The organism is Mangrovicoccus sp. HB161399 (assembly GCF_013184745.1).
Classification (GTDB): domain Bacteria; phylum Pseudomonadota; class Alphaproteobacteria; order Rhodobacterales; family Rhodobacteraceae; genus Mangrovicoccus.
In genome coordinates, this window is the sequence record NZ_JAATVU010000029.1 from 67,026 (window position 1) to 79,062 (window position 12,037).

The 12,037-nt window shown below is 64.0% G+C and carries 18 protein-coding genes, 1 tRNA gene and 1 pseudogene; 19 read left to right on the plus strand and 1 reads right to left on the minus strand.

The window, feature by feature from the left end:
* Positions 1–3 precede the first annotated feature (3 nt).
* The 13 genes from HCC78_RS17055 to HCC78_RS17115 all read left to right on the plus strand — a co-directional run bounded on the left by HCC78_RS17055 (position 4) and on the right by HCC78_RS17115 (position 8,350).
* Entirely contained in the window at positions 4–978 is a 975-nt protein-coding gene (locus HCC78_RS17055) for a DMT family transporter (RefSeq protein ID WP_172330002.1), read from the plus strand.
* A gap of 55 nt (positions 979–1,033) precedes the next feature.
* Positions 1,034–1,110: transfer RNA gene (locus HCC78_RS17060), tRNA-Pro, on the plus strand.
* Between the two features lie 197 nt (positions 1,111–1,307).
* The gene (locus tag HCC78_RS17065; protein ID WP_172330003.1) at positions 1,308–1,610 is read left to right on the plus strand and encodes a hypothetical protein; all 303 of its coding nucleotides are present in this window, start codon (positions 1,308–1,310) and stop codon (positions 1,608–1,610) included.
* The gene (locus tag HCC78_RS17070) at positions 1,607–1,846 is read left to right on the plus strand and encodes a hypothetical protein (RefSeq protein ID WP_172330004.1); all 240 of its coding nucleotides are present in this window, start codon (positions 1,607–1,609) and stop codon (positions 1,844–1,846) included. Before HCC78_RS17065 ends, HCC78_RS17070 begins: the two co-directional genes overlap by 4 nt.
* The gene (locus HCC78_RS17075) at positions 1,839–3,143 is read left to right on the plus strand and encodes an AAA family ATPase (RefSeq protein WP_253949224.1); all 1,305 of its coding nucleotides are present in this window, start codon (positions 1,839–1,841) and stop codon (positions 3,141–3,143) included. Before HCC78_RS17070 ends, HCC78_RS17075 begins: the two co-directional genes overlap by 8 nt.
* On the plus strand, positions 3,128–3,301 hold the full coding sequence (locus HCC78_RS17080; protein WP_172330005.1) for a hypothetical protein: 174 nt from the start codon (positions 3,128–3,130) through the stop codon (positions 3,299–3,301). Before HCC78_RS17075 ends, HCC78_RS17080 begins: the two co-directional genes overlap by 16 nt.
* Positions 3,298–3,528, plus strand: coding sequence for a hypothetical protein (locus HCC78_RS17085; RefSeq protein ID WP_172330006.1), 231 nt, complete (start codon positions 3,298–3,300; stop codon positions 3,526–3,528). The genes HCC78_RS17080 and HCC78_RS17085 overlap by 4 nt, the downstream gene beginning before the upstream one ends.
* A 146-nt stretch (positions 3,529–3,674) precedes the next feature.
* Positions 3,675–3,869 carry a hypothetical protein gene (locus tag HCC78_RS17090; protein ID WP_172330007.1) on the plus strand — a complete coding sequence of 65 codons (195 nt, stop codon included), beginning with the start codon at positions 3,675–3,677 and terminating at the stop codon, positions 3,867–3,869.
* Between the two features lie 13 nt (positions 3,870–3,882).
* Complete coding sequence (locus HCC78_RS17095; RefSeq protein ID WP_172330008.1) at positions 3,883–4,263, plus strand: hypothetical protein; 381 nt, start codon at positions 3,883–3,885, stop codon at positions 4,261–4,263.
* 2 nt (positions 4,264–4,265) lie between these two features.
* Positions 4,266–5,489 carry a phage major capsid protein gene (locus tag HCC78_RS17100; RefSeq protein WP_172330009.1) on the plus strand — a complete coding sequence of 408 codons (1,224 nt, stop codon included), beginning with the start codon at positions 4,266–4,268 and terminating at the stop codon, positions 5,487–5,489.
* A 221-nt stretch (positions 5,490–5,710) separates the two neighbouring features.
* Entirely contained in the window at positions 5,711–6,109 is a 399-nt protein-coding gene (locus tag HCC78_RS17105) for a hypothetical protein (RefSeq protein WP_172330010.1), read from the plus strand.
* Between the two features lie 13 nt (positions 6,110–6,122).
* The gene (locus HCC78_RS17110; protein WP_172330011.1) at positions 6,123–7,922 is read left to right on the plus strand and encodes a hypothetical protein; all 1,800 of its coding nucleotides are present in this window, start codon (positions 6,123–6,125) and stop codon (positions 7,920–7,922) included.
* Between the two features lie 224 nt (positions 7,923–8,146).
* Complete coding sequence (locus HCC78_RS17115) at positions 8,147–8,350, plus strand: hypothetical protein (protein WP_172330012.1); 204 nt, start codon at positions 8,147–8,149, stop codon at positions 8,348–8,350.
* Positions 8,351–8,614: 264 nt separating this feature from the next.
* On the opposite strand, the gene HCC78_RS17120 is transcribed toward HCC78_RS17115, so the two are convergent.
* Complete coding sequence (locus tag HCC78_RS17120) at positions 8,615–8,821, minus strand: helix-turn-helix transcriptional regulator (RefSeq protein ID WP_172330019.1); 207 nt, start codon at positions 8,819–8,821, stop codon at positions 8,615–8,617.
* 81 nt (positions 8,822–8,902) lie between these two features.
* Here HCC78_RS17120 and HCC78_RS17125 point away from each other — a divergent pair, with 81 nt between their 5' ends.
* The 6 genes and pseudogenes from HCC78_RS17125 to HCC78_RS17145 all read left to right on the plus strand — a co-directional run.
* Positions 8,903–9,313: a hypothetical protein gene (locus HCC78_RS17125; protein ID WP_172330013.1), complete on the plus strand. Its 411-nt coding sequence runs from the start codon at positions 8,903–8,905 to the stop codon at positions 9,311–9,313.
* Positions 9,310–9,504, plus strand: coding sequence for a hypothetical protein (locus tag HCC78_RS17130; protein WP_172330014.1), 195 nt, complete (start codon positions 9,310–9,312; stop codon positions 9,502–9,504). The genes HCC78_RS17125 and HCC78_RS17130 overlap by 4 nt, the downstream gene beginning before the upstream one ends.
* 73 nt (positions 9,505–9,577) lie before the next feature.
* Positions 9,578–10,129, plus strand: a complete 552-nt coding sequence (locus HCC78_RS17135; protein ID WP_172330015.1) for a hypothetical protein — start codon at positions 9,578–9,580, stop codon at positions 10,127–10,129.
* Positions 10,130–10,202: 73 nt separating this feature from the next.
* A complete protein-coding gene (locus HCC78_RS33785; RefSeq protein WP_253949225.1) occupies positions 10,203–10,547 on the plus strand; it encodes a hypothetical protein in 345 nt (114 codons plus the stop codon).
* A 59-nt stretch (positions 10,548–10,606) separates the two neighbouring features.
* Positions 10,607–11,461 carry a site-specific integrase gene (locus HCC78_RS34840; RefSeq protein ID WP_371743851.1) on the plus strand — a complete coding sequence of 285 codons (855 nt, stop codon included), beginning with the start codon at positions 10,607–10,609 and terminating at the stop codon, positions 11,459–11,461.
* 333 nt (positions 11,462–11,794) lie between these two features.
* Positions 11,795–11,932 (plus strand): annotated as a pseudogene (locus HCC78_RS17145) (IS5/IS1182 family transposase); the annotation flags it as partial.
* Positions 11,933–12,037: the final 105 nt, after the last annotated feature.

Here is a 12,037-nt window from a genome sequence, read left to right on the forward strand (position 1 = left end):
GCCATGTCGTTTGCCAAGTCCCCGACGATGCAGGGCGCGCTGTCCTCGCTCGCCGCATTTGCCATCTTCTCGACGCATGACGTCGTCGTGAAATTCCTGGGGGCGGACTTCGCGCCCTTCCAGATCGTGTTCTTCTCGGTGCTCTTCGGCTTCCCGGTGGTGACGATCATGCTGATGCGCGACCGCACAGACGGCAACCTGATCCCGCGCTATCCGCTCTGGACCGGGCTGCGCACCGTCGCGCAGGTGACGACCTCGGTCTGCGTGTTCTACGCCTTCTCGGTGCTGCCGATGGCGCAGACCTACGCGATTCTCTTCGCCACGCCCCTGCTGATCACCATGCTGGCGATTCCGTTGCTGGGCGAGAAGGTCGGCTGGCAGCGCGGCGCGGCGGTGGTCGCGGGGCTGCTGGGCGTAATGGTGGTGCTGCGGCCCGGCTCCACCGAACTGACCATGGGCCATGCCGCGGCGCTGGTCGGCGCCTGCTCGGGCTCCTTCGCCGCGGTGATCGTGCGCAAGGTCGGCCGGGACGAGCGCAACGCGGTGCTGATGCTCTATCCGATGGTGGCCAATTTCCTGGTCATGGGTGCGGCGCTGCCCTTCGTCTACGTGCCGGTGCAGGTGGAGCATATCGGCGGCTTCTTCATGATGGCGGTGCTGGGCCTGTCGGCGACCTTGCTGCAGATCCTGGCCTACCGCACGGCCTCGGCGGTGATCGTCGCGCCGATGCAGTATTCCCAGATCATTTGGGCGGCGGTCTACGGCTTCCTGTTCTTCAGCGAGAGCCTCAGCTGGAACACGGTGCTGGGCGCCGCGATCATCATCGCGAGCGGCATTTTCATCGTCCTGCGCGAGGATGCGAAGCCCGGATCCGGCGCGCCGGTCCTGTCCACGCGGGGCCGCTATGCCCAGGGAACGCTGCCACGGCTGGGCAGCATCGCCCGTCTGATGAAAAGATCGCGGGTTCCGGCAGAATAGTTGAAATCGGCCCTTGCGCTCCCCGGCGCGGGGCTGTAGATCGCCGCTACTTGATCGGAGTGTAGCTCAGCCTGGTAGAGCACTGTCTTCGGGAGGCAGGGGTCGGAGGTTCGAATCCTCTCACTCCGACCAAGTTAAATCAGGGCCTTAGCCCTGAAATCAAAGACCCCCCAAATCCCGGAAGCTGTGAGGCCGCACAAGTTGCGGCCAAATCGGCCTTTCCGCAAAAGAAAAACCCCGCCGCAGCGGTAACTGCGAACGGGGCGGAAGTTGCGTGCGAAGCTGCCTTGCTTCACGGCAAGGATACCCCGAAGCACCGCCGCGCGGCAATGACCAAGTACGCCAGCAAGGCCCACAAGGCTGTCGCACGCGCCATCGGCTATGCACTCACGGTCGGCGAATCGTTCGACGCTTGGTCCGACTTCTCCGCCATCCTCTCGCTGCGCCTGACGATCCGGGAGCGGGCCATGCTCGCCCGGGCAGTCCTGCGCAGCCTTCCCGACGATGTGCTCGACCTCGTGCTCGACAGCCTCAACCCGGCGCCCGAGCCGGTGGATCCGCGCATCACCGAGGCAGCCATCGAATACCGCCGGCAGCAGGGCCTCGCGTCCTTCGCGGAGGTGCGGGCATGACTGTTCAGGATTGGCAGAAAGTCGTCGCGATGGTCATGGAAAGCGGCGAGGAACATCCTGAAGCGCAGCTCTACTTCCTGGTGCAGCGCTTGGAGGCCTGTCCGGGCGCCAAGGCAGCGATTGCCGCTTCCCTCCGGGACATGGGCAAGTGGTACGACGAACAGGCGGACGCGCTGGAGCGTGCGGACGGGGCAAACGTGGTGGCCTTCCCGGCGGAGGTGAACCGTGATGCCTGATGACTTCATGCGCGGTATCGAGGAAGAGGCCAAGCGCCAGCAAGGCGCCAGCTACCGGCCGCCGGGCAAGCTCCAGATCACCGAAACTCACCGCACGCTGGCAGCGCTCGAAGGTGGCACGCCGGAGATGTACGCCCGGCAGGAGCAAGAGCGGAAGCAGCAGGCGGCTGCAGATCGGCTCAAGGTGGATCTGGACCCGACGCCCTTCGTCTGGCGCGACCCCTCCGCCATCCCGCCGCGCCCGTGGCTCTACGGCCGCCACCTGATCCGCAAGCAGGTCTCCGTGACAGTTGCCCCCGGCGGCGTGGGCAAGTCCTCCCTGACGATCTGCGAGGGGCTGGCTATGGCCTCCGGCCGCGAGCTGTTGGGCGAATGGACCGAGCGCAACCTCAAGGTCTGGATCTTCAACCTGGAAGACCCGCGCGACGAGCTGGACCGCCGCATTGTCGGCGCGATGCAGCACTACCGGATTGCCCCGGATGAAATCGCCGGGCGGCTGTTCGTGGACTCCGGCCGCGAGCGCGGGCTCTGCACCGCCGTCCAGACCCGCGAGGGCGTGGTCATCAACAAGCCGGAGATCGACGCCCTGGCCCATGTCATCGAGGCGCGGGGCATCGACGTTCTGGTGGTCGACCCCTTCGTGTCGTCGCACCAGGCGAACGAGAACGACAACGGCGCCATCGACCTCGTGGCGAAGGAATGGGCGCGGCTGGCCGACCGCTGCAACTGCGCGATCGAGCTGGTGCACCACACCCGCAAGACCAACGGCGAGGAGGCGACCACGGAAGGCGCCCGCGGGGCCTCTGCGCTTCTCGGCGCGGCCCGCTCCGGCCGGGTGCTGAACAAGATGCCCGACGCCATGAAGGCCGAGGCAGGCGTGCAGGACGACCCCGCGACCTACTTCGCGGTGGACCGGGACAAGGCCAACCTCGCCCCCGTGGGCGCCCGTCTCTGGCGGCGTATGGCCTCGGTGCATCTGGCCAACGGCGACAGCGTGGGCGTGGCCGAGGTCTGGCACTGGCCCGACACCTTCGACGGCATGAAGCCCGACGATCTGCTGGCAGTACAGCGCGCGCTCGACGGCAAGGGCATGCGCTACTCGGACCAGTCCGGCGATGACTGGGCGGGCTGCACGGTGGCCGAGGTTCTGGGCCTGAACCCGGTCGCCGACAAGAAGCGCATCAAGAAGATGATCGAGGCTTGGCTCCGGTCTGGCGCGCTCAAGAAGGTGAAGCGCCCTGACGCGAACCGCATCGAACGGCCGTGCCTGGAGGTGGGCGAATGGGCGACCGAATGAAGTGCATCACCACCCCGAAAACCATGGTGATGCAGGGTGATGCAAAACCCCTTCAAAACAGGTGCTGCACCACCACCCCCCCTAAAGGGGTGGGGGTGGTGGTGATGCTGCTTCACCTGTTGCGCGCAGAGGTGATGCAAACGGAGGGCTGGAAATGACCCAAGAGCAGAACACCGAGGCCACCGTGAGCAAGATCCGACTGTGGTCCGGCCTGGAGAAGAGCACCCGGCAGCGTGTCTTCGTGGTGGACCTCATCGACGGCGAGGGCGGCGCCTTCAACGTCTGGACCGGCGATGACTACAGCGAGGCGGCGGCACTGGCCCGTCAGCTCTCGGCAGACAGCGAGTGCGAGATCGTCGCCAGCATCTTCGGAGCAGTCGAATGACGGCAGCACGGGACAGGGTCACGCGACGGGAGGGGGTGGTAAAAAGTCTGAGTGTTTTTGTCAGGGACCGCGGCGGGTCAGCCACTCACGCGCATCTCCGTTTCCAACATTTCCGCATGCAACAGCATACCGACACGAGGCACGCCATGCAGACCCCTGACAACATCATCATCGAGGAACTGGCCGCGAAAGCGGTGGACCACATTCTGAACGACGCGCGGCGCAACGGCACCGATCCAGTGCCAGATCTGGAGGCCCTGGCGGCCGTCACAGAGGCGCAGGCCAGGCTTGCCCGCGAGACCATCGCGGCGATCCGCGGGAACAAGAAATCCGGCGAATGAGGGCTATGCGGACATGAAAAATGCTGCTAGATTCAAAGGGTCAGAGCTTCGGGACGAAGTTTCTACGCGCGAGCAATTCTGCGGGATGCAGGAAAGCGACCGGAAAGAACCTGAAACCCGTCCCGAGGCTGATTTGCCCCATGAACATCTCGACCACGGCAGACAACGCCCGACGCGCGCCATCAGCAGCTTGCGCGAGTTCGAGCGCTTTCTCCGCGAAGATGGCGGTTTCTCCAGGTCCGAAGCAAAGCGCATCGCGGCCAATGGGTTCCTCTCCGAAGACAGCGCGCAAGACGACGTGGCGCAACTGATGCGCTGCGACCTCGAACTGCAGGACGCCCTGCAAGTGTTGAAGCACGCGGCAGCAGAGATCCGCGAAAACCTGAGAGGCTGAACATGAGCGCAGCTCAAGAGAACACGGCACCCAAGCGCGGCATCATGGCCGTGCGGGCAGATGCACGGCGGGAGATCACCGAAGTCCTCGCCGGTCTCCAGAGGGACTGGAGCGACTTCAAGGCATCAAGCGAAGCGAAGAACGAGAAACTGCGCGCCCAGGTCAACGATCTGCAAGCCGAGCTGGATCAGGCGGCCGTGAAGGCGGCCGCGTTTGGCATTAACGGCGGCAAATCCAACTTTTCGGATGACCTTGGCTCCCGGAACGAACGGGCTGCGATCGGCGACTTCGTGCGCTCCGGCAGCGAGGTCGGGGTAAAGGCGCTTTCGGTCGGGACGCCCTCCGATGGCGGCTATACCGTCCTGACCCAGTTCGCCAACGCCATCCGGGTGAAGGTCCGGGAAGTCTCGCCCTTCGCCAATCTGGTGCGGCGCGTGGTGCTCAATACGGGCGACAAATGGGCGGAGCCCTACGACATCGGCGAAATCGGCGCTGCTTGGGTCACCGAGACCGCGGCACGTCCCGGCCTGACGGAATCGACCTTCGGGCTTCTCGAAATCCCGCTGGCCGAGATCTACACGTCCCAGATCGTGACCCAGAAGCTGCTGGACACCAGCGACTACGACATCGGCAACTTCGTCTCCGGCCGGATCGTGAACAAGTTCGCGGTATCAGAAGGGGCCGCCTTCATTTCCGGCGATGGCGTGAACAAGCCCCAGGGCCTGCTGTCCTACACGACCAGCACCGATGACGACAGCACGCGGACGCATGGCGAAATCCAGTACATCCCCTCCGGCGCAGATGGCGCGTTCACGGCCACCAGCCCCTACGATACGCTGGTGGATCTGGTGCACTCCCTGCGGGCGCCGTATCGCCCCCGTGCCGCCTTCCTGATGAACCGGAAGACCGCGGGCACGGTGCGCAAGTTCAAGGACGCGAACGGGCAGCCACTCTGGCAGCAATCCATGGCAGCGGGGCAGCCCGAGACCATCCTCGGCTTCCCGGTCTACATCGACGAGCAGATGCCGGACATCGCGTCCGATTCCCTGTCCATCGCCTTCGGCGACTACGAGCAGGCCTACACGATCGTGGAACAGCCCGGCGTGAAAATGCTTCGGGACCCCTACAGCTCGAAACCGAACGTGATCTTCTACGCCTACCGCCGGGTGGGCGGCGCGGCGGCCGACTACGACGCGGTGAAGTTCATGAAGTTCGCCGCCAGCTAAGGGTTTGGGCGCGCCCGGCCCCGCATGAGGGTCGCAGCGCCTGGGATTACTGGGAGAGTGCCCGGCTTCATCTGCAGCCATAACCCCCAGAGGCACGGCGGCTTTTCCCTATTAGGCCGCGCGGTGCAGGGCGCCACGGTTGATACCCGGGGGCGCTCAAAGGGCCGGGCGCGTGGGCAACCATGCCCCGGCCACATCTCACCAGCAACAGCGAGGCGCCCATGCCACGACCCAAGACACCGCTCAGCAAGGCACGCCTCACGGGGGCCGACAAGGCGCACCCGGAGCGCTTCCGCGGCCGATCGGAACCGGCCGTCAGCGAAGACCCCGTGGGCGATCCACCGGCCTACCTTCCGCCCGACGCGAAAGCGGTCTGGGCCGAGTGCTCGGAAAACCTGCCGTGGCTTGTGAGGGCCGACAGGCAGGCGCTTGAGGCGGCATCCGTGGCTATCGGGCAAGTCCGCATGCTGGCCAAAGCTGGCGAGCTGGTGCCCGCCTCCATGCTTTCTGCAGCCAACACCGCAATCGGCAAGCTTGGCGCAAGCCCAACGGATCGCAGCAAGGTTTGGCAGAAGCCTGATGACGACGACGCGGATCCTTTCGCGCAGTTCGTGAACTGAGAGGCAGCAGCACATGGCCAAGGTAGTATCTGACATTGCCGTCCGCGTCGGGGCCGACATCAGCCTCTTGCAGCGCGGAATGAAGCAGGGCGCGCGGGAGCTTGACACGTTCGACAAGCGAGCCGTCCGCATGGGCGCGAATATCGCGAGCGTGGCAGCCAAGGTGACGGTCGCGCTCGGCACGATCACTGCCGGGACGCTGGCGCTTGCCAAGCAGGCCGCGGCGACGGGGGCCGAGATCCAGAACCTTGCCAGCGTGGCGGGCGTGGCGCCGGTCGAGCTGCAGAAGATGGCCGCGGCGACGCGAACCGTCGGCATCGAGCAGGACAAGCTGTCCGACATTCTCAAGGACGTGCAGGACAAGGTGGGCGACTTCCTTGCCACTGGAGGCGGGCCGATGCTGGATTTCTTCGAGCAGATCGCGCCGCGCGTCGGCGTGACGGCCGAGCAGTTCCGCAACCTGTCCGGGCCTCAGGCGCTGCAGCTCTACGTGGACAGCCTGGAGAAAGCTGGCGTCTCGCAAGCAGAATTCACGTTCTACATGGAGGCGCTGGCGAACGACGCGACGGCGCTAATCCCGATCCTGCGGAACGGCGGCGCGGAACTGCAGCGGCTCGGCAACGAGGCAGAAGCTGCTGGGCGCATCATGTCAAACGAGACCGTCGCCGGGGCGCAGGCGCTCAACGTCAAGTTCCAAGAGCTTGAGGGGACGATCCGCTCCCAGATGGTCACCGCGATGATCGGCCTGGAGGATGAGCTTGAGCTTCTGGCGCAGTTCGTCGTGGATTATGGCATCCCAGCACTGGAAGGGCTGATCCGGTTCGGCGCTGCGGCGGCCGAAGCCATCACAAAGGTCGGAGAGGCAATCAAGTTCGCGCGCGATCCTGGCGGCGCTGTCGGCGGCAACGTGGCGAACAACATTCCAGGCGTTAGCATGAGCAGCGCGCCGGAAAACACCGACGAGCAGAATTCAGCCCTTAACGACCTATACGGCATAGACGGCAGCGCGCCGGGCTCGGTTGATAACGGCTACGTCACGCCGCCAGCGCCCGAAATGCCCGTCTTTGGGGCAGGCGCCTTACCGGCATCTGGCAATGCGGGCCGCACGGTCGGCTCGGGTGGCGGCTCTTCGCGCGGCTCCGGCGGCGGCGCATCGGCAGACAACAGGCTGCAATATCTCACAGAGATGTTTGCCAGCGAGCGCGAGCTTGAGCTTGAGCGCTACCAGCAGCAGCTTGAGGACTTCGCGGAATACAGCGAGGCGCGGAACCTTTCGGAATCCGAAGCCAACGCCAAGCGCGAAGAGCTTGCAGAAGCGCATTCTCAGGCGATGCAAGCCATCGCACGGGCGCAGCAGATGGCGACGTTGGACGGCTTCCAGAGCATGTTCGGCGACCTTGCGTCGCTCATGTCTACCAGCAACAAGAAGACGTTCGCGCTCGGCAAGGCGGCGGCGATCGCGGAAGCGACGATTACGGGCATCAAGGCGGCGGTGAAGGCGTGGGACTACGGCATGGGCACGCCTGGAGGCCCGGCAGCCGCTGCGGCGTTTGCTGCGGCATCTCTGGCCAAGACGGGTGCGCTGATCTCGCAGATCCAGAGCACCAACCTGGGCAGCTCCGCGGCTGGCGGCACGTCTGGCGGGTTCTCGTCCGGCGGATCTGTGGGCGGCTCTGGCGGTCAGCAGAGCGGCCCGATCGACGTATCCCTGCGCGGCATCAATCCCGCCGACATCTTCATGGGCGAACAGCTCGGCTCGCTCCTTGAGGCGTTGACCAAGGAAGCGGGCGACCGCGGGATCCGGTTCGTGTGACGGTCTGGCCGGGCTCACGTGGCCCGGCCATTCAGTAAACCTATAGTAATAGTCTGTGACTTGCGCGCCCACGCACACTGGAACGCACGGGGTGCCGAAATACCCTCACCGGATGAGGCGGCGAAGGACCCAAGCCGTCTGACTCCCATGGACCACACCCGAAAAGGTTGATTGAGCGGTTCAAGTCGATAAATCTTGGCGCATCCATCGACCCGGAGGCCAGCATGAGACTGTACATTGCGGAAACCGATGAACATGGCGCGGTCACATGCGTTTGGGTGCAGATCAACGCGCGCTGTTCTCCCGTGGCCATATCGGCAAATCATGGGAGCCATTTGGCATTTCTGCCTGAGGCCGAGGTTAGCGGCGCGTCGAAGGACGAGGTGGCCGAATGGCTTAAGGCAGCCAGAGGTGCCGCAGTCTACTGAAAAATGTGCCGCCACTACGGAGCGTGACGGCACAGTTTACTTAGGGACCGAGAAAGCCGCCTTTGGAGCACAGCCATCGGTGCCGACCATCTAGAAACGAGAATATGTCATGCGTCAATCTGCTTGTGGTTGACGGGTCCGACGCTGAACCGGGAAACGGGGTGAGGGCGGCCATTACCCCGTTGCAACCTCGGGAGGGCACCCACCTGAGGTCAGACCAATGGGAGGGCGACCGCCTGTAACTCAGGAGGGCAACCTCCGAGGTTATCCCTTCCTCAGCCTAACCCCAGCCCCGCCGCCATTCTCCGGGATGAACTCTACCCCGGCAGCTTCCAGGGCGGCGCGGATGGCGGCAATTGCCTGATCGCTTCCACCATACTTTCCAGTCTCGAAGTTCGAGATGGTGTTCCTGTGCACGCCAGACTCTTCCGCCAGTTTGGCGAGAGACCAATTCAGCGCTGCCCGAGCCATTCTCACTTGTGCAGGCTTCACAAGTCCCTCCTGTTGTGTTATTTGCACAAGTGCTTTTAGCACAAGCTGATGGAGATTGCTATGACCGAAGACCGCGCCCGCGCGAACGATACCGCTTTGCCTGCCATAAACCGTCGCCGCTTCCTGGCCATGGCGCCGTACGCAGGTGCGGCGGCGGCGCTCCCTGCCGTGGCTCTGCCTGACACGGCCGAGACGCCCGTTGCCGCGATCTACCGCGAGTGGCTGGCCCATTCGACGTTCATCAGTTCCGCAGAGGCGGAAGGGCTGCCCGAAGAAGAGTTCGATCGCGTTTGTGATGAAAGAGGGCTGATCGAAAACCGTATCTGCGCCGTGCCGAGCAAGACGGTTGAGGACGTCATCCTCAAGCTCCACGCCATTACGATTGGCGGCGAGAGCTTCGGCGCTGCCGACTTCGAGGCCGCTGATGCAGTGCTGCGCGAGATAGCGGCCATGGCGGAGGCGATGGCATGACCGAGGAACGCACCATCACCGACGTGCTGGCCGAGATCGACGCTCTGGCTGTCGTCGGGCTGGCGGCCAGCGATACCGGCCGGTTCCTGACGCCGGAGACCTTCCACGACGCTATGGGGCGGCAGTTCGGCGTGATCAGGGCTCTGGCGGGGGAGGCGCTGGAGATGGCGGGGAGCCACGCGAAGGTGTAACTTTGGCTCAAGGCGAACCAAAGAGTTGCGCGCCACCCTTCTTTGGTCTAAGGTGAACCAAAGAGAGGTGGCCATGACCCTGCAGACCAACTTCACCCTCGCCCAGATCGGCGAGATCCTGGACAAGAACCCTTCGACCTTGCGCACGCACATCAACCGCGGCTTGGTCGTCGGGCAAGGGCCGCGCAATTCCAGTGGCGACAAGCCCGCAGGCAAGCACGTCCGCTTTAGCTACTACACGCTGATGGAATTCGCGCTCGCCTACGAGATGGCAAATCTCGGTGTCCAACTGGAAAGCGCGTTCAAGTATGCGGCTGACTTCGCGCATGCAGGCGGTGGAGGCGCAGGCCTGCCGGAACGCCTGCCTGCCCTCCCGTTCCATCACAGCCACGGCATCACGATCTTCGCCGCGGGCACGCGCGGAACCACGGAAGACCTGATGAAACCCCGCGAAAGCTACGACACGCTGGGAAACCTGCTGCAAAATACGGGTGGCGGGAAGATGATCGTCGTTGACGCCAGCGACCTGTTCAACCGGCTCTGCGGCAGCATCAACGCCATAACTGGCCGCCGCATGCATCCCTACGAAGTGCTGGATGCCGAATACCAGGACCCCGCCACATAGGCGGGGAACCTTGAACAGCCGCGAGGGCATCACGGTGCCCTTCCGATTGTTCAACCTCCCGAGGACAAACGACATGGCCGATCCGCTCACGATCACCATCCCGGAAGCCGCCAAAAGGCTTGGCGCGCCGAAAGCTGTGGTCGAGAGGGTTGCCGCGGATCTCGGTCTGCTGATCGTCTTCGGGAAACGCAAGAAGATCGACCCCAACGACCTCCCGGAGATCATGAACGCATGCCGCAGCAAGCCAAGGGCCCTCGCATCTACCGCCGGAAAGATACCGGCATCTACATCATCCGCGACACCGGCCGCGGGGAGCGCTCAACAGGCACTCGCGACCGCGGAGAGGCTGAAAAGGCTCTCGCCCGCTACCTCCAAGAACGCGACCGCCCCGGTGGTCCCGCTACGCCAGACCAAGTAACGGTCGCGGAGGTTCTGACGATCTATGCCGAGGAACACGCCCCGACCGTCAAAGACCCAGTGCGCATTGCCTACGCGATCGTGCCGCTGGTGCAGTACTTCGGAGATCTGACCCTATCCGCTGTCACGCGCGAAACGTGCCGCGGCTATGGCCGGAGCCGCACGAAGGTCACAAAGCGCGACCCGAAGACCAAGGAGCCGCTTGAGACCGCCCCTCTGGGCGTGGGCACCATCCGCAAGGAGTTGGGCGTTCTGGCCGCTGCCATCAGCTACTGCAAGGAAGAGGGCAGGGTGGTGAACCCGCCCAAGGTGCACCTGCCGGAGAAACCCGAGCCGAAAGACCGCTGGCTGACGCGCTCCGAGGCCGCGCGCCTTCTCCGGGCCGCTTGGCGCAATCCGGAGGCGACGCACCTAGCCAAGTTCATCCTGATCGGCCTGTATACCGGCACGCGCAAGACGGCGATCCTGCAGCTTCGTTTTATGCCGCACACGGGCGGCGGCCATGTCGATACCGAGCGGGGCATGATGTACCGGCGCGGCGCTGGGCAGGTCGAGAGCAAGAAGAAGCGCCCTCCAGCAAAAATCGCGCCCCGCCTTCTCGGGCACCTGCGCGCATGGGAGCGCAACGGCAAGGGCCGCCACGTCATCGAGTTCGACGGCAACGGCGTAGGGTCCATCAAGACTGCTTGGGCGACGGCTGTGCGGGAGGCTGGGCTGGAGGGCACGGGCGTCACACCGCACACCCTGCGCCACACGGCGATCACCTGGGCGATGCAGGCGGGCGCCGACATCTACGAGGCCGCCGGTTACTTCGGCGTCAGCGTCGAAACCATGTTCAAAGTCTACGCCCACCACCACCCCGACCACCAAGAGAACGCGGTTGCCGCAGTTGGCCGAGGTGGGCGGAAACTGTGAGGCCGCACTGATTAAGCAAGAAATGGAGCCTGCGAACGTGAACAAAAACAGGTCCAAACCAAGAGCAGAAGGTGAACAAATGGCATGGAATAGTCTTCGGGAGGCAGGGGTCGGAGGTTCGAATCCTCTCACTCCGACCAAGTTAAATAATGTGGTGAAAAAAAGTCGCCTCAAATGGCCACTCACAGCAAGTGAGTGGCCATTGGCTTTTCTGCATAACCGTTCGCCTTCAAGAAAAATTTCGTGCCTCCAACAGTTTGAGCCTATCAGGGCTTTGTTGCGCAAATGCGGCTTGGGATTCACGTCGCGAATCCAGCATGATAGCTGGCGGCCATGAGCAGACCGGCGAAGACTACTTACAAGACCACCAACTGGCGTAGCTACAATCAGGCGCTGAAGCAGCGTGGATCGCTGACCGTCTGGTTCGATCCCTCCATGCAATGGGACGCGGTGCCTTCCGGGCGGCGCGGCGAGCTATGGCTGAATTTGGGTGACGCGGCTTGATCAGGCGGCGCGGCTTTCATCGGCGTCAGCCAAGGCGACACCGTCGGTGAATTTGACACCTTCGATCACGCG

Bases quoted from the DNA above. Each gene is read 5' to 3' on its own strand.
- HCC78_RS17055 (WP_172330002.1), top strand. From the start codon at position 4: ATGTCGTTTGCCAAGTCCCCGACGATGCAGGGCGCGCTGTCCTCGCTC.
- HCC78_RS17065 (WP_172330003.1), top strand. From the start codon at position 1,308: ATGACCAAGTACGCCAGCAAGGCCCACAAGGCTGTCGCACGCGCCATC.
- HCC78_RS17070 (WP_172330004.1), top strand. From the start codon at position 1,607: ATGACTGTTCAGGATTGGCAGAAAGTCGTCGCGATGGTCATGGAAAGC.
- HCC78_RS17075 (WP_253949224.1), top strand. From the start codon at position 1,839: ATGCCTGATGACTTCATGCGCGGTATCGAGGAAGAGGCCAAGCGCCAG.
- HCC78_RS17080 (WP_172330005.1), top strand. From the start codon at position 3,128: ATGGGCGACCGAATGAAGTGCATCACCACCCCGAAAACCATGGTGATG.
- HCC78_RS17085 (WP_172330006.1), top strand. From the start codon at position 3,298: ATGACCCAAGAGCAGAACACCGAGGCCACCGTGAGCAAGATCCGACTG.
- HCC78_RS17090 (WP_172330007.1), top strand. From the start codon at position 3,675: ATGCAGACCCCTGACAACATCATCATCGAGGAACTGGCCGCGAAAGCG.
- HCC78_RS17095 (WP_172330008.1), top strand. From the start codon at position 3,883: ATGAAAAATGCTGCTAGATTCAAAGGGTCAGAGCTTCGGGACGAAGTT.
- HCC78_RS17100 (WP_172330009.1), top strand. From the start codon at position 4,266: ATGAGCGCAGCTCAAGAGAACACGGCACCCAAGCGCGGCATCATGGCC.
- HCC78_RS17105 (WP_172330010.1), top strand. From the start codon at position 5,711: ATGCCACGACCCAAGACACCGCTCAGCAAGGCACGCCTCACGGGGGCC.
- HCC78_RS17110 (WP_172330011.1), top strand. From the start codon at position 6,123: ATGGCCAAGGTAGTATCTGACATTGCCGTCCGCGTCGGGGCCGACATC.
- HCC78_RS17115 (WP_172330012.1), top strand. From the start codon at position 8,147: ATGAGACTGTACATTGCGGAAACCGATGAACATGGCGCGGTCACATGC.
- HCC78_RS17120 (WP_172330019.1), bottom strand. From the start codon at position 8,821: ATGGCTCGGGCAGCGCTGAATTGGTCTCTCGCCAAACTGGCGGAAGAG.
- HCC78_RS17125 (WP_172330013.1), top strand. From the start codon at position 8,903: ATGACCGAAGACCGCGCCCGCGCGAACGATACCGCTTTGCCTGCCATA.
- HCC78_RS17130 (WP_172330014.1), top strand. From the start codon at position 9,310: ATGACCGAGGAACGCACCATCACCGACGTGCTGGCCGAGATCGACGCT.
- HCC78_RS17135 (WP_172330015.1), top strand. From the start codon at position 9,578: ATGACCCTGCAGACCAACTTCACCCTCGCCCAGATCGGCGAGATCCTG.
- HCC78_RS33785 (WP_253949225.1), top strand. From the start codon at position 10,203: ATGGCCGATCCGCTCACGATCACCATCCCGGAAGCCGCCAAAAGGCTT.